Source organism: Brevibacillus sp. JNUCC-41 (genome assembly GCF_014844095.1).
In the GTDB taxonomy this organism is placed as follows: domain Bacteria; phylum Bacillota; class Bacilli; order Bacillales; family DSM-1321; genus Peribacillus; species Peribacillus aracenensis.
The window spans coordinates 3,113,572-3,128,062 of record NZ_CP062163.1; the positions used below are offsets into that span (position 1 = coordinate 3,113,572).

The following is a 14,491-nucleotide window of genomic DNA, read 5'->3' on the forward strand; positions in this document are numbered from 1 at the left end:
TTATCAGATATAAAAAACACTTATGGCTTTAAACTTAAATGGGCTCTTATTTAGCTATATATAAAAGAAACAATAATTAAAAAATGAAAAATATATTGTGAACAAATTGTGAAATGTTACACAAACAGTTGAAACATAACTGAGTTATCTGTTATATTATTTATTGTGAAGCGAATCACAAACAAACTTATACCCCTTTGTTTGATCGTGAAAAATTTCTCCCATCCCCTTATTTTCTTATAAAAAAAACCATGCAATCTTTTGATTTGCGTGGTTTTAAACAAAAAAGCAGTCAAATTCATGACTGCTTCTTTGTATATCTCCAAAACGTTCCGTATTTAGCAGGAATCTTTTCTGCCAACTGTTTTAAAACAAGCTTTTTCATTTCCAACTCGACGTTACTCTTATTCATATTATAAACAGTTTCAATTTCCTTTGTGGCCACTAGATTGAAACAGCTTAAAAATTCTTCGAGAGAGGGGGGGTTTGCAGGGGCTGGCAGACCATTGAGCATATCTTCTAAAATTTGAACATATACCTCGTAAGAATAGACACCTGAAACTTTTATTCCCTCTTCTTCAATATTTTGATTGAAAAAGACAAGGGAAGGTATTTCCGTCACTTCCATTTCGTTAGTGATTTTCATGTCACATTGAAAGCCTTTGGCTGCACTGGAAGAATTGATGTCATAAAGGAATTCCTCTACATCCAGACCAACCATTTTGGCACATTCGGTCAAGACTTCGATATTGGATATATCCTTTTTCCCTATGAATACATATTCTTGAAGCTGCCTTAAAAAGCGAATGGCTAATTTACGCCCCTGCAATTCCGCTGCTTTTATTGCGATGGAAGCTGTATATGGAGAAGAGATTGGGTTTTCAGACCAAAGGCTCCCGTCGCAGGACATTCCCGAGCGGCTGGCTGTCTTTTCCCAAACCTGAGCAATGTTTTCATAATTTTTATTTTTCCCCATATTAAGAGAATCGATTTTACCGCTTAAAACATGGCGTAAGCTGAACAATTGGCCATATTCTATCTGTAATTTCCTAATAATTGGTTCTAAGCCCCAGCATTCGGGACAAAGCGGATCAACAAAAACATAAATTTCAATTGGCTTTTTTCCTATATCATAGCAATGCTGCGTCTTGATCCAATCGGAAATATTGAAAACTGGTTTTTGTGCGCTCAACTGCCTTCTCCTTTCCCGTCAGTTCCGGATGTATTGATCATATGCTGTGCCGTCAAATAGAGGCGGTGATAGAAAAACTCTCTAATCTCACCCTCAAGGCCAACTTCGTCCATAGCTTGATACATGCATGAGAGCCATGCTTTCGCACGTTCTGGCGTAATTTCAAAAGGTATATGTCGAGCCCGCAACATAGGATGGCCATGCTCTTCGGTATATAAAGAGGGACCGCCTAAATATTGAGTCATAAATTGTTTTTGCTTACGGACCGTTTCAGTTAAATCGTCAGGGAATATTGGCTGCAGATCCGGGTGCTGACTAACGTTGGAGTAAAACACATCAATTAATTTGTGTAATTGCCCTTCTCCAATTAATTCATATGGTGTAGGGTTCCCTTGCATCATGTTGATTACTCCTTTTAAAGAAAGATGGTTGATATTTATTCATATTTTATCAATGACGTACTGATATAACAAATATATAGCTTAAAGAAAATTTTACATCTGTAGTATGACACAGGGGAATGATCGGAAATTACACCTTTGGAGGGGCTTTCCCATTTGTTCTGGGGAAGAATATATATAGACATGAAAAAACCGACCCGTCACAAATAAACAGGGTCAGCTTGTTTTAACTTAAAAATGTGCCATAAACTTTTTGAACATAATTCTGAGTTTCTTTAAAGGGCGGGATGCCGTTATATTTATCGACATTTCCTGGCCCTGCATTATAAGCAGCAAGGGCAACCTGGATGTCCCCGTCATATCGTTCCATCATTTGACTTAAATATTTACTCCCGCCCATGATGTTTTGTTCTGGATCGGTTGCATCATCCACCCCAAGGCTTCTTGCAGTTGCTGGCATTAACTGCATAAGGCCAGCTGCACCCGCATAACTGGTGGCTTCAGGGTTGAAGTTCGATTCTTGTTTAATGACAGACTTAATCAGTTTTTCCGGAAGATTATATAAACTGGCTGCCTGGCTGATGATATGATCATAGTTTTTGGCGGTTTCGCTGCTGCTCTGTTTGTTAGCATTGGCAGCGGATATCGGGTTGATGTTCAGGGCTGTTAGGCTGCTGGGTTGAAGAAAGGATTTCGTTTCAGCTTCAACATTGGATAATAAGGAACCCAATTTCTGCGAAGAGCTTTCAAGAGCATCACCCGAAACCAGTTCCGAGAGCATGTCCTGGAAAACGGATCGAGATGAATTTTCCCCTGTGATGCTGCTATTTGTGAATTGCTGGATTGCCTGCAATTCCATAAACGTTTTGAAATCTTGGATTTTCAAACTCTCCACCTCCGAATGGGTTCAAACAGGATTATTCCTGGAATTTGGCGCGATAAAACCTCTTAACCTTATTTTCGGTTTCCCTTACTGGAATTTGAAGGGTTTCAAGGAGATTCAGGAAGTTTTTTTTCCCTGCTTTTGCATCCGTCACTTCATATTCAAGCTCAAAGTCTTCCTGATTCAAATACGAACTATGATCTAAAACAAGTAAACCCTCTTTGTAAGGAAATTCAAGGCGGTCTGTCTTTAGTGTCCCAAAACAGGTAATATCTTTTGGATCAATTCCGCATTCGAGGATTAGATGTTGGATCTCGCCATCAGGGAACGTATTATGATTCAGAAATGCATATGCGGTTCCTTCAGGAATATCTTGATTCGTTTCCAATAGTCCCTCTGTTGCGGGCTGTTTTAAAGTCAGCTCGTATCGCCCGTTTTTCTCCCGGATCCTAAGCGCGGAATCTAGGTTTTTTAAAGTGAATCCAAGTGTATCGAAGTAATGATTTTTCTGGGTTTTAAAGTTCGATGCCCCAAGATGAAAGTATTCGATCAGTTGACGAAATTCTTTTTCGCTTAAAAGGTTTTTAAATTCAATTTCAATATGCTGGTTCATGTGCTCCATCCTTTCTGGTTGATTCTTAGGTTAATCATATAAGAACCATTCCAGCTGTCAAATTGAATTCAATAATTTTTTGCTATTGTACTTGAATATTTAGGAATCAATTGCAGGATATGATAAAATATAAACGTTGAGCACGAAAAATGGATTATCGTATATATAGGAATTTAATACATACTTTTTGCTAGAAAAAGAAATAGGATCCAGCGGTGAATTGACATAAAGTCATGTGACTGCTGGATTTAGGAGAGCGTTCTGCCCATACCAGAGTTGAACAGGCGCTTTTTAGATAGATATAGGTGGTGTGGCAATGGAGAGTTGGGACGATTTCTTGGCGCCTTATACTCAGGCTGTCGAAGAATTAAAGGTTAAGCTAAAGGGATTAAGGAAACAGTTTGAGAGAGAGAATATTCACTCGCCGATCGAATTTGTAACAGGAAGGGTAAAGCCGATTGTCAGCATTTTGGATAAGGCGAGCCTGAAGGATATTCCCATTGATAAATTGGGAACTGAAATCCAGGATATTGCAGGGCTTCGCATGATGTGCCAGTTCGTGGATGATATCGAACAGGTAGTTGAACTATTACGAGGTCGCAATGACTTCGAGATAGTTGAGGAGAGGAATTATATTTCCCATAAAAAAGCAAGCGGCTATCGTTCTTATCATGTTGTAATCCGCTATCCGGTCCAGACGATCCATGGCGAAAAAAATATCCTTGCCGAAATACAAATCAGGACTCTTGCGATGAATTTTTGGGCGACGATCGAACATTCTTTAAATTATAAATATAAAGGCATTTTCCCGGAAGATATTCAATTGCGACTCAAACGTGCAGCGGAAGCAGCCTTCCTGCTTGATGCAGAGATGTCGCAAATCCGTACGGAAATCCAGGAAGCACAGCGTCTTTTTTTCAGGAAGAAAGATTCTTGAACGCATCAATGGGTAAACGAGAAGAAATCTAATTTGTGAGGTGGTATTACATGAAATTTGCGATAACGTCAAAAGGAGATGCGAAATCGAATACTTTAATGCAAAGGATGCGTACGTATCTTCAGGACTTTCATTTGGAATATGACGAAGATCAGCCGGATATTGTCATTTCTGTCGGTGGTGATGGCACTTTATTATATGCTTTTCACCGTTATAAGAATCGATTGGATAAAACTGCCTTTGTAGGTGTACATACAGGACATCTTGGTTTTTATGCAGATTGGACCCCTGATGAAATTGAAAAATTGGTGATAGCTTTAGCGAAAACCCCATTTCAAATAGTGGAATATCCACTGCTCGAAACGATTGTCCGTTATCAGCATGGAGGACGGGAAGCAAGATTTTTGGCTTTGAATGAATCGACGGTCAAAAGTGTGGAAGGGACGCTCGTCATGGACGTTGAAATACGCGGCCAGCATTTCGAGACGTTCCGTGGAGATGGGTTATGCATTGCGACGCCATCTGGAAGCACGGCATATAATAAGGCGCTTGGCGGGGCCATCGTCCATCCATCAATCGATGCCATCCAGATAACCGAATTGGCATCTATTAATAACCGGGTGTTTAGGACCGTAGGATCTCCGCTTCTGCTGCCGGCACATCATACGTGTATGTTCAGGCCGGTCAATGCGGTCAATTTTCAAATTACGGTCGACCATTTGTCCTTGCTTCAGGAAAATGTAAAGTCAATACAGTGCCGAGTGGCAGATGAAAAGATCCGATTTGCCAGATTCCGCCCTTTTCCTTTCTGGAAAAGAGTGCATGATTCATTTATTGCTAATTAAGGAGATAGATTCACCTCATGTCAAATCAAAACTTTTCTTTGACCTGGTCGGTTTTTGAAGAGGACTCTGGCTCTTTATTGCGAGAGTTTCTCCGCAAATGCGATATTTCAAAACGAGCATTAACGGATATTAAGTTTAAAGGTGGATATATCCAGTTGAACGGCGAAGAAGTAACTGTGAGGGAACGGATTGAAACGGGTGACATCGTCACCGTCATATTTCCGCCGGAGCAGGCAAGCGAAGGCCTTTTGCCGGAACCCATCCCCCTGAATGTCAGATATGAAGATGAGTTTGTATTGGTGGTGGCCAAGCCCCCTTCCATGAATACCATTCCTTCCCGCGAGCATCCCAACGGCAGTTTGGCGAATGGCTTGGCGGGTTATTATAGGAAGACGGGAATACAGGCGACGATTCATATAGTTACACGTCTTGACCGGGATACATCAGGTTTGGTTTTAATTGCCAAGCATCGGCATATCCATCACCTTTTAAGTGAGCAGCAAAAATCTGGACAGGTTAAACGGAGATACCAAGCCGTAGCTGAAGGAATCGTTGAAGGACCTGTAGGAGAGATAGTGGCGCCAATCGGACGAAAATCGACCAGCATCATTGAACGGGAAGTCAGGCAGGATGGCCGGTATGCCTGTACTCTATTTAAGGTATTGGCACATACAGGGTCCCATACATTCCTTAATTTGGAACTCAGGACAGGGCGTACACATCAAATCAGGGTCCATATGGCGCATATTGGTCACCCGCTGGCTGGTGATGATTTATATGGAGGGAACAGGAGAGGTATCCCTCGCCAAGCCCTTCATTGTTTTGAATTGAAATTTTTACATCCTTTCACGAAGAAGATGATGGTATTTCAAGAAGAGTTACCAGAAGATATGACCCGCTTGCTCGAGGGAAGTAAAGAATGGGATTCCTGACTTTGTATCCGGGCTGCATTAAACGAAACCACTTCATAGACGCAAAAAAAACTCACCAAGATGGCGAGTTTTTTTGGTTAATCAAAAGATGTCCTGAATTTTTCCGCTATATATGGCATGGAAGAAGGCACCTCTTGAAGATCCATTTCGGGATAACGGACAGCTGTCAGTTTTCCACCGAAGACGCAGCCTGTATCAATATTATAAGTATGATTGACTCTTCTAGCTTCAGGGACTGGTGTATGTCCATATACGATCCATGTTTCCCCTTTGTATGATTGGGCCCAGTCTTTTCTGACCGGTGACCCATCGGGGTGTTTGGAGCCATTGATATCACCATAGAGGACAAAGGTCTTTACCTTATTGCTATATTGGCCAATATAGTCACTGCGAATTCCTGCATGGGCAATGATCAACCGCCCTTCATCAATGAGTTGATAAAGTGGGGAACGTTCATACAGATCCATGAACTTTTTTCGGATCTTCTTCTGATCCCGAATGTTCAGTGATTCATATTCAGCTACGGTAGTCTCTAAACCGTGTGATATTTGAACTTTATTGCCTGAAAAATAACGATACAATTTATTGCAGTGGTTACCTGGGGCATACCTTGCTATATTTTGGTTTATGACTAATTCATGGACAACCTCTATTACTTGAAGGGAATTTGGGCCGCGATCGGTTAAATCCCCTACAAAGCCGAGAATTCTTCCGGAGGGATGTACAGGAAACCCAGTCTTCCATGTATAGCCCATTTTTTCGGTCAGCTGCCTGAATTCAGCGAAACATCCATGAATGTCCCCTATGATATCGATGTTCATTTGACACACCCTTTGTTTGTTTTGTATATGTTTATGGTATTAGTATAGTATTATTTAAAAAAATAAAATATAAACGAGGAAATGAAAAAATATGTTTTAGGAGGTGTATGGTTATGGAGGAGATGAAGGACCGAGAGCGGGAGAATAGTCAAATGAATAACGAGCTTTTGCTTGAAGCGCTTAAAACGGAAAGTCTAGATCAGTTCCGTACGGAGTTCCTTGAAATGCATCCATATGATCAGGCTCAATTTTATACAAGCTTGTCAGATGAATTCAGATCCGTCGTTTACACATATTTGTCACCGGAAGAAATGGCGGACCTTTTTGAAAATATAGAAATTGATGAAGAGGATTACGAAAGCCTGTTGGCTGAAATGAATCCTTCTTATGCAGCCGATATGCTTTCCAATATGTACGCGGATGATGCGGCTGACGTCCTGAATGAAATCAATGATGAGCAGGCCGTCAGCTATTTGACCATCATGGATGATGAAGCGGCAAGTGAAATCCAGGAGCTTCTGAACTATGAGGAATCTACGGCAGGAAGTATCATGACGACAGAATTCATTGCCATTGAAGCAAATGAAACCGCTCAATCAGCCATGCAAATCTTAAAAAGGGAAGCTCCGGAAGCGGAAACGATTTATTATGTGTTCGTTACCGATCGGGATAAGAAGCTGCTTGGTGTTTTATCTCTCAGGACATTGATCATTGCTGATGAAGATGCTTTAATCGGTGATTTAATGGATGATAGGGTAGTTTCCGTCCCTGTATCTGAAGACCAGGAAGAGGTGGCACGAAAAATAAGGGATTATAACTTCCTTGCCGTGCCGGTCGTCGATTTCCAAAACCATTTATTGGGGATTATAACCGTTGATGATATCATTGACGTCATGGATGAAGAGGCATCCGATGACTATTCTAAATTGGCAGGTATTTCTGATCTTGATCATGTTGATAAGAGTCCCTTTTCCGCTGCAAAAAAACGGCTGCCATGGTTGGTCATCCTTTTGTTTTTAGGCTTGCTGACTGCAAGCTTGATCGGCCGATTCGAAGAGATACTAAGCCAAAAAGCGATTCTTGCTGTATTTATTCCATTGATAGGCGGCATGGCTGGAAATACAGGAACACAAGCATTGGCAGTAGCAGTCAGAGGAATCGCAACAGGTGAATTAGAACAGGAAAGCAAGTGGAAACTGGTCCTTCGAGAGGCTGGAACTGGCCTTATTATTGGCCTGACATGCGGAATTGCCATCATTTTCATTGTCTATTTTTGGCAAGGTGATTTAATGTTAGGGTTATTGGTCGGAATTTCCATTTTCATAACTCTGATCGTTGCCACACTTGCCGGTTCAATCGTCCCTCTTCTCATGCATAAAATGAAAATCGACCCAGCGGTAGCTTCAGGTCCTTTCATTACAACAATCAACGACCTCATCAGTATTCTTATTTATTTCGGATTAGCAACTTTATTAATGGGCTATCTACTATAAGTCCAAGGAGGCCCTCTTTGGAGGGCCATTCCCACAGGACTTTAGAAAACGGTATTTTTATCAAAGGAATTTTGATATACTATCATTAGTAGCAGGTACTAATAACTTGTATTAAAAATAGGAGGTCACATACGATGACTTTTTCATTAGAAGGAAAAACGTTTGTCATAATGGGTGTTGCGAATAAAAGAAGTATTGCATGGGGAGTTGCCCGTTCCTTACATAAAGCAGGTGCAAAGCTGATCTTCACTTACGGAAAAGACCGTACGGAAAAAAGCGTTAGGGAACTATCTTCTACATTGGAAGGGGAGCCTTCCACCATTTTACAATGTGATGTAACGAAGGATGAAAGCATTGATGAATGTTTTGCGGCGATTAAGGAAGAAACAGGTATCATTCATGGCTTGGTACACAGTGTCGCATTTGCTAACAAGGAAGAGCTGGACGGTGAGTTCGTCAACACGAGCCGTGAAGGGTTCTTGCTTGCCCATAATATCAGTTCATTCTCATTGACGGCTGTAGCTAAAGCGGCGAAGGAAATCATGACTGAAGGCGGCAGTATTGTCACAATGACGTATCTTGGCGGTGAACGGGTCATGCCAAATTATAATGTAATGGGAGTGGCCAAGGCCTCACTAGAAGCCAATGTCCGTTACCTGTCAAGTGATCTTGGCAAAGATAACATCCGAGTGAATGCAATTTCAGCCGGTCCAATCCGTACCTTATCCGCTAAAGGTGTCCGTGACTTCAATACAATTTTAAAGAAGATTGAGGAAGAAGCACCGCTTCGTCGTACAACCACTCCGGAAGAAGTAGGGGATACGGCAGTATTTTTATTAAGTGACATGTCCCGCGGAATTACCGGGGAAAATATCCATGTGGATTCCGGTTATCATATAATTGGATGATAAAAAGGGGACTCTTTAAGGTCCCCTTTTTAATTTTTTGAACTTTTATCATCCTGTTCATCAAAGATTGGTGTTAATGTTTGTTTTCCGGTATCTTGAAGAATTACTTCAATCTTAATCGACTTAATCGAATCTTCATCTAAAGGAATCCTTCCTCCTGTTTCGATTTTTTTCCAAGTTTTAATATCCTCTCGATAAAGTGTTTTCGATAACCTAAACAGGTCCAGCCCTCTTTTTTGTGTATATTGATATGTGTATTTTATTTCTTTCTTGATAGAGCGTATTAATTCCTTTTCATATTCTTTGCGTGTTATGCCACTTTTCAACATGTCAACACTTGCTTTAATCTTCATTTTTATATGAAAACGAACTTTTCCGTTTTTTTCTACGATAGGTGTTATCTTAGTCTTCTTATCGTACACAATAATTGATGTGTTCCTTTCCGTTCCAGGGAAAAGGGTAACGTTATCACGAACAAATTGTTTGTTCACTAATCTTGCACCATTCATCACCTTTTTAGGCAGAATGGCATTTATTTTATTTTCTGAAATAACAGCGATGTTTTCCATTAATAAATCCTTCTTTTTTTCTTTCTGCCCGGTCCATTGCTCCGTAATCTTTAGTTGGGGAATTGAAACGTAATAAGCAGGTTCGTCCAGCTCAATGAGAATCTCTCTTAAATTTATCGGTGGGATGAAAGAGCTTTGATTATAGTTCCCCTTTGGATCGCTTAATTTTGAAAAAGCCATGGAAATGTTTTCGATAGGGGAAATAAGCATGGCATCTTTAACCGCACCCTTAGTCATAAAAAAGTAAATTCTGTAGCGTGTTTCGCGATAACGGTCCAATAAATCAAGCGTATTTTTGAAGTTACCAGTTTTAATGGCTTCTTCCGATAAAATAACAAAGGAAAGATGTCCCCAATAAATACGTCGATCTGACGTATGATATAAATTAAACAAGGCTTCATCGAGAGTCTTTCCAGTAGCACTTCCGACATCTGCAGCGTTTAGGGAGCTGGGATCTCCACCTGATTCGGATTTTGCCAGCCCTTGCATATTAATGATTTGAAGGTGAACGACGACCTGCCCGTCCTTATAATCGATCCCTATTCCATTTGCATAAACAAGTCGTTCAGGTTCATTTGAATCCCAGCAACCAGAGAGAACGGAAACACATAATAGAATTAGAATGAATCTGTTCCTCATTTTTTTCCATCATCGCCTTTCTTCGTGGGGTCTTTAGAAGAAAAGATAGAAGGGCGTTTTTTATCCAAAGAGGGAGGAACCCGAAAAAGGGTTTTTACAACATTGGACCAACTTAAGTTAGCGGATACTTCCATATAAGGAACACCTAATATTCGTATATTACTCACATACGCACAGAGAAATAGCGCTAAAAGGATGAATGCGAAAAGACCTAAAAAAGAGGCGGAAATAATAGCAACCAGCCTAATTAAACTAATGACCCCAATGATCGATTGATTGACGAGTGTAAAAGTAGCCACAGCTGAGCCTGCAATCACAACAAGCATGGCAGGACTTGTTAAACCGGAACGGATCGCAGCATCCCCAATAATTAAAGCGCCCAATACACTTAATGTTGGACCAATTGATGTAGGTAACCGCATCCCGGCTTCTTTGAATATTTCAAAGACGATGACCATCGTAATGGCTTCAAGTGCGGTAGGAAGTGGCAATCCTCTTCTGGACTCGACAACGGTAGCCAACAAGATCAAAGGGAGCTGATCTTGATGAAAGGTGGTTAAAGCCACCCAAAAACCTGGTAAAAGAGCGGCGATGAAAATGCCAAAAAGTCGAAGAGCCCTTTCAAAGGAAGCATAGATAGACGTGTATTCATTGTCTTCCGATGTTTTTAATACAATAAAAAGGTTGATTGGGGTGATCATCGCATAGGCAACCCCGTCAATTAAAATTAAGATCCTGCCTTTTAATAGGCATTGGACGGCAAAGTCAGGCTTACCTGTATAGTCATGCCTTGGGAAGAGGATGGAGGGCTGTTCTTCAATTAACACCATGAACTGATTTCCTCCAAATATTCCATCTATATCAATTGCTTCAATCTTTTTAGAGATTTGCTGAACTATATCTGGCTCAGTGATATCATCCATATATAAAACAGCGACTTTAGTCAAAGTTCGTCTGCCCACTTCGAAATATTTTACACTTAAAGAATTTGTACGCATTCTCTTCCTGATTAAAGCCACATTGATGGACAAATCTTCAATAAAATTATCTCTAGGTCCTTTTATCGTTACTTCTGACGATGTTTCCTCTGGATTACGTTGAGGGCGATTTGCTATGTTTACAGATAACAGAAAACCGAATTCATCTAAGTAAAGTAACAATCTTCCAGAGTAGATATCTGCGAACAACTCTTCCTTGGTATTCACTTCAGTAAGCTGTGGAAGATGGAGTGAAACTTTTATTTCGTCAATTGTTATTTTCCCTCTTGGATATTTTTCGAAAAATAATGTTAGCCTTTCAAATACGAGATTATTTAATAATTCAGTATCGACAAGTCCTTCACATCCAATTACTGTAATTTTTATCGGTGACTCATCACGATATACACTGGTTTGAAAAAAAACATCTCCTGAGTTTTGAAAGATTTCTTTTAAATCTGATTCATTTTTTATCACAAGTTTATCAGGTTTTTCTGGTTTCCTATTCGGACTGGATGGTTGTCGGTTCTTTTTTTTGAACATCGGATGTGGACCTCCTTTTTCTTCGATTACTAAAGAAAACAAATAAACATAAAAGGATGGAAACGGCTAATAAGAAATATAAGGTAATCGGCAAAACAAATGTTTTTATAAAGGAATATAGAATAATATCGCTGAAGTTAAATGAATTAGAAATGATTAGGAACATAGAATAGGTTAGGAGCAATATGATTTTGTTTCGCTTCTTTTTAATGGATAGCACTTCGAGTGATAAAAATAGGAAAAAGGAAACACGGATAAAGGCTCCAGTTAACCATTGATAAATCGACAAGAAATCAAGATGCTCAATGAATCTTCCTAATGTGACTAATCCCCATTGCTCAAAGGCAGGATACTTTTGCCTTGCAGCTTCGACTGGGCCGAATTCTACAATGGAGCCAATAAGTGGCCCAAGAATAAGCCATGTAAGGATGATAGTATTTATAGCAAAAACCTTGAATCTTAGTTTTCCATGAACTTTTTGCTGCATAAAAAGTATGACAATCAATTCGATAAGGCCAGACAAGGGATAAATAATACCTGCAAAGACAGGGGACCATCCATTTTCAAGCATGGGTTTCAAAAGTGAATAATCTTTAAATTGTATGTTCGTGATTGCAACAAAAAAGCCAAACGCAATGACGGCCGTCAGTACAAATGTATTTACAATAGCGATCGTTTGTATGTTTGTTGAGGCAAGGAAAAAGCATAAACCAGTAAATAAGATGATTTCAAATATCGAAGGAGTTATGGGCAAATAGGAAATCTTTGTCCATACAACCATCTCTTTTAATGAAACCGCAGCCAAAAAAGCGAAAAAGAGACTCAGTGTAAAGGATAAAATCCTGCCTGTTACCTTCCCAATATTTTTTTCCACCCAGACAAAAATATTTGTCTGGCCTGTGGCTTTATGGATATAGAATAAGAGAAAACACCAAATCAAAATTAGGCCTAAAGCAAGTAGAACAGAAATCCAGGCATCCCTTTTGGCCGCCCGTAACAAATGAGGAAGAATCGTTACATGATTTTTCAAGCCGACAGCCGTCATCATGATTAAAGATAGTTGTACGGTTGAAATCTTTCCACTATTTTTCATCTTCAATATACTCCTTTAATAACTCGATAGCTTTAGTTTTCTCCATTAATCCCCAACATATCCAAGATAAGTTGATGTCCTTTTTTAGGGAGCGGCACATCTCCAGCATAAAGAAGGGCGAATCTCATATAAATGATACATAGAGCTGATATTCATTATTTGCGAGAATCGGCAAAAACTTCTTTCAACCCTATTCGTGAAAAAGAAGGAGGGGAATCATGGACGTGAAGAAAGTTGGTATGCCTAGTGCCGTTGGAAAACAAACCATACACAATCCGCTGAAGAGACATATTGATTGTACTGAAAGAAATATCAGCACTTCATATACTGCAGAGGAATTGGTGGAGCTGTTGTCACGGCTTCCAGCCTTTGCACCTAAACCTGTTTGTAAGTTCATCATCAATGACCGTACACTGTTTGGGAAATTGGAACAAAAAAAAGAGTCCAGTTTGTTTATAAGGCATAAATTCGGGAAAAAAGTTGTCCAATACAATATGGAGCAGCTGCAGTCTGTGAATATCCTGAAATATTAAGGAGGGTTTTCATGTCAGAGAAAAATGGCGATAAGGAATCCAAACCACTTTTATATGTCAATCAAGCAAAAATATCAGATCAGCGTGGGAATATGCAAAGTGATTTTCGAACGAAAAAGGCTACACCTCAAGACAGCGTTGAGCCTGAACCCGAACTACAGGAAGCCGAGCAAAATGAAGAAAAAATCGAAAAAGTCAAACGGGAATTCGGTGTTTATGATGCCATGATGGAAATTGAAAAAGAGATTACGGGATTAAGGAAAATCACCGAACAATATGCACCTGAGCAAACTCCGGTTGAACAAATGGAACATCCTGAACAAATAGAACCAGAAAACGAAAAATCAGTTAAGAGAAAAAGGAAAAAGGTGGAGAAGAAAGAATCTTCCCGCGAAATCATTTCCCGACTATCCAATCATCAAGGTTTTCCAAAGCCATTATGTGAGGCTATTGTAAAGGGAAAAATGATTCAGTTTCATGTGTTGGGAATGAAAGGGGAATCAGTGAAGATTAAAAGAGGGAAGCATATTCGTTTCGTGGAACTGCCGGATTTCATCGATGCCAAAATAATTGAAGAACCTAAGTGAAGGAGCAATATTAAATGTTTCCCCCACAAAATGAATTTACCTTATTTATAATATTAGGATTGGCTTCCTTCAGGCTGACACGTTTGATCGTTTTCGATAAAATCACGGAGCCGCTGCGCCGCCCCTTTTTTAAAGAGATAGAGGAAAAAAGTGAAGAAGGGGATGTGGAAATATTTTTAGTGCCCAAGGAGAAGGGCCTGCTTGGCTGGATTGGACAATTGCTAAGCTGTTTTTGGTGCGTGGGTGTCTGGGTTAGCCTTTTTCTGGTTTTCCTTTATATCCAACATTGGTTTATTGGCGACGTATTGACATTTATCCTTGCCGTAGCAGCAGTAGGCGCAATCATTGAGGTCATAATCAGCAAATTTATGGACATTTGATTGGAAACAACTTGTCTCTTCGTTCATATAGTATGGTATAGATCTTAAAGGAGGAGTCATAAATTGAATCAGAAACAGAATCCATGGACATATGCAAAACCGATTAAAAAAGATCAACCGGTCAAAATCAAGAAAGACTGTGGCT

The 14,491-nt window shown here is 39.9% G+C and carries 16 protein-coding genes; 8 read left to right on the forward strand and 8 right to left on the reverse strand.

Translation table 11 applies throughout. The features are described from left to right. Positions 1–298: 298 nt before the first annotated feature. The 4 genes from JNUCC41_RS15125 to JNUCC41_RS15140 all read right to left on the reverse strand — a co-directional run bounded on the left by JNUCC41_RS15125 (position 299) and on the right by JNUCC41_RS15140 (position 3,089). Positions 299–1,192: a ClpXP adapter SpxH family protein gene (locus tag JNUCC41_RS15125; protein ID WP_192203717.1), complete on the reverse strand. Its 894-nt coding sequence runs from the start codon at positions 1,190–1,192 to the stop codon at positions 299–301. Next, positions 1,189–1,593 carry a globin domain-containing protein gene (locus tag JNUCC41_RS15130; protein ID WP_048686552.1) on the reverse strand — a complete coding sequence of 135 codons (405 nt, stop codon included), beginning with the start codon at positions 1,591–1,593 and terminating at the stop codon, positions 1,189–1,191. Before JNUCC41_RS15130 ends, JNUCC41_RS15125 begins: the two co-directional genes overlap by 4 nt. A gap of 226 nt (positions 1,594–1,819) precedes the next feature. After that, positions 1,820–2,488 carry a lytic transglycosylase domain-containing protein gene (locus JNUCC41_RS15135; RefSeq protein ID WP_370662521.1) on the reverse strand — a complete coding sequence of 223 codons (669 nt, stop codon included), beginning with the start codon at positions 2,486–2,488 and terminating at the stop codon, positions 1,820–1,822. A gap of 22 nt (positions 2,489–2,510) precedes the next feature. Then, positions 2,511–3,089 carry a CYTH domain-containing protein gene (locus tag JNUCC41_RS15140; RefSeq protein ID WP_192203718.1) on the reverse strand — a complete coding sequence of 193 codons (579 nt, stop codon included), beginning with the start codon at positions 3,087–3,089 and terminating at the stop codon, positions 2,511–2,513. A 316-nt stretch (positions 3,090–3,405) separates the two neighbouring features. Here JNUCC41_RS15140 and JNUCC41_RS15145 point away from each other — a divergent pair, with 316 nt between their 5' ends. From JNUCC41_RS15145 to JNUCC41_RS15155, 3 genes are read left to right on the forward strand one after another with little or no spacing between them, the layout of a single operon-like run. Continuing rightward, positions 3,406–4,026 carry a GTP diphosphokinase gene (locus tag JNUCC41_RS15145; protein ID WP_286182086.1) on the forward strand — a complete coding sequence of 207 codons (621 nt, stop codon included), beginning with the start codon at positions 3,406–3,408 and terminating at the stop codon, positions 4,024–4,026. Positions 4,027–4,076: 50 nt separating this feature from the next. Next, a complete protein-coding gene (locus tag JNUCC41_RS15150; RefSeq protein WP_053534153.1) occupies positions 4,077–4,871 on the forward strand; it encodes an NAD kinase in 795 nt (264 codons plus the stop codon). A 17-nt stretch (positions 4,872–4,888) separates the two neighbouring features. Beyond that, positions 4,889–5,803, forward strand: coding sequence for an RluA family pseudouridine synthase (locus JNUCC41_RS15155; protein WP_192203720.1), 915 nt, complete (start codon positions 4,889–4,891; stop codon positions 5,801–5,803). 77 nt (positions 5,804–5,880) lie between these two features. Here the strand turns inward: JNUCC41_RS15155 and prpE are convergent, their stop codons facing one another. Continuing rightward, complete coding sequence (gene prpE / locus JNUCC41_RS15160; protein WP_192203721.1) at positions 5,881–6,624, reverse strand: bis(5'-nucleosyl)-tetraphosphatase PrpE; 744 nt, start codon at positions 6,622–6,624, stop codon at positions 5,881–5,883. A gap of 122 nt (positions 6,625–6,746) precedes the next feature. Here prpE and mgtE point away from each other — a divergent pair, with 122 nt between their 5' ends. Together mgtE and fabI are read left to right on the forward strand one after the other, a co-directional pair. After that, complete coding sequence (gene mgtE / locus JNUCC41_RS15165; RefSeq protein ID WP_192208173.1) at positions 6,747–8,117, forward strand: magnesium transporter; 1,371 nt, start codon at positions 6,747–6,749, stop codon at positions 8,115–8,117. A 134-nt stretch (positions 8,118–8,251) separates the two neighbouring features. Then, positions 8,252–9,025, forward strand: coding sequence for an enoyl-ACP reductase FabI (gene fabI / locus JNUCC41_RS15170; protein ID WP_192203722.1), 774 nt, complete (start codon positions 8,252–8,254; stop codon positions 9,023–9,025). Positions 9,026–9,054: 29 nt separating this feature from the next. Here fabI and JNUCC41_RS15175 read toward each other — a convergent pair whose 3' ends face one another. The 3 genes from JNUCC41_RS15175 to JNUCC41_RS15185 are packed head-to-tail and all read right to left on the reverse strand — an operon-like array spanning position 9,055 to position 12,846. Beyond that, positions 9,055–10,233, reverse strand: a complete 1,179-nt coding sequence (locus JNUCC41_RS15175) for a Ger(x)C family spore germination protein (RefSeq protein ID WP_192203723.1) — start codon at positions 10,231–10,233, stop codon at positions 9,055–9,057. Further along, positions 10,230–11,753 (reverse strand): spore germination protein, encoded by a 1,524-nt coding sequence (locus JNUCC41_RS15180; protein ID WP_228467339.1) that lies wholly within the window; start codon positions 11,751–11,753, stop codon positions 10,230–10,232. The genes JNUCC41_RS15175 and JNUCC41_RS15180 overlap by 4 nt, the downstream gene beginning before the upstream one ends. Beyond that, positions 11,713–12,846, reverse strand: coding sequence for a GerAB/ArcD/ProY family transporter (locus tag JNUCC41_RS15185; RefSeq protein WP_192203724.1), 1,134 nt, complete (start codon positions 12,844–12,846; stop codon positions 11,713–11,715). The genes JNUCC41_RS15180 and JNUCC41_RS15185 overlap by 41 nt, the downstream gene beginning before the upstream one ends. Positions 12,847–13,064: 218 nt before the next feature. Here JNUCC41_RS15185 and JNUCC41_RS15190 point away from each other — a divergent pair, with 218 nt between their 5' ends. From JNUCC41_RS15190 to JNUCC41_RS15200, 3 genes are read left to right on the forward strand one after another with little or no spacing between them, the layout of a single operon-like run. Continuing rightward, positions 13,065–13,379, forward strand: coding sequence for a hypothetical protein (locus JNUCC41_RS15190; RefSeq protein WP_192203725.1), 315 nt, complete (start codon positions 13,065–13,067; stop codon positions 13,377–13,379). 11 nt (positions 13,380–13,390) lie between these two features. Further along, on the forward strand, positions 13,391–13,966 hold the full coding sequence (locus JNUCC41_RS15195) for a hypothetical protein (protein ID WP_192203726.1): 576 nt from the start codon (positions 13,391–13,393) through the stop codon (positions 13,964–13,966). A 14-nt stretch (positions 13,967–13,980) separates the two neighbouring features. Continuing rightward, positions 13,981–14,346, forward strand: coding sequence for a DUF1360 domain-containing protein (locus tag JNUCC41_RS15200; protein WP_192203727.1), 366 nt, complete (start codon positions 13,981–13,983; stop codon positions 14,344–14,346). Positions 14,347–14,491: the final 145 nt, after the last annotated feature.

Bases quoted from the DNA above. Each gene is read 5' to 3' on its own strand.
- fabI (WP_192203722.1), top strand. From the start codon at position 8,252: ATGACTTTTTCATTAGAAGGAAAAACGTTTGTCATAATGGGTGTTGCG.
- JNUCC41_RS15145 (WP_286182086.1), top strand. From the start codon at position 3,406: ATGGAGAGTTGGGACGATTTCTTGGCGCCTTATACTCAGGCTGTCGAA.
- JNUCC41_RS15140 (WP_192203718.1), bottom strand. From the start codon at position 3,089: ATGAACCAGCATATTGAAATTGAATTTAAAAACCTTTTAAGCGAAAAA.
- JNUCC41_RS15180 (WP_228467339.1), bottom strand. From the start codon at position 11,753: ATGTTCAAAAAAAAGAACCGACAACCATCCAGTCCGAATAGGAAACCA.
- JNUCC41_RS15200 (WP_192203727.1), top strand. From the start codon at position 13,981: ATGTTTCCCCCACAAAATGAATTTACCTTATTTATAATATTAGGATTG.
- JNUCC41_RS15150 (WP_053534153.1), top strand. From the start codon at position 4,077: ATGAAATTTGCGATAACGTCAAAAGGAGATGCGAAATCGAATACTTTA.
- JNUCC41_RS15130 (WP_048686552.1), bottom strand. From the start codon at position 1,593: ATGATGCAAGGGAACCCTACACCATATGAATTAATTGGAGAAGGGCAA.
- mgtE (WP_192208173.1), top strand. From the start codon at position 6,747: ATGAAGGACCGAGAGCGGGAGAATAGTCAAATGAATAACGAGCTTTTG.
- JNUCC41_RS15155 (WP_192203720.1), top strand. From the start codon at position 4,889: ATGTCAAATCAAAACTTTTCTTTGACCTGGTCGGTTTTTGAAGAGGAC.
- JNUCC41_RS15190 (WP_192203725.1), top strand. From the start codon at position 13,065: ATGGACGTGAAGAAAGTTGGTATGCCTAGTGCCGTTGGAAAACAAACC.
- JNUCC41_RS15185 (WP_192203724.1), bottom strand. From the start codon at position 12,846: ATGAAAAATAGTGGAAAGATTTCAACCGTACAACTATCTTTAATCATG.
- prpE (WP_192203721.1), bottom strand. From the start codon at position 6,624: ATGAACATCGATATCATAGGGGACATTCATGGATGTTTCGCTGAATTC.
- JNUCC41_RS15195 (WP_192203726.1), top strand. From the start codon at position 13,391: ATGTCAGAGAAAAATGGCGATAAGGAATCCAAACCACTTTTATATGTC.
- JNUCC41_RS15175 (WP_192203723.1), bottom strand. From the start codon at position 10,233: ATGAGGAACAGATTCATTCTAATTCTATTATGTGTTTCCGTTCTCTCT.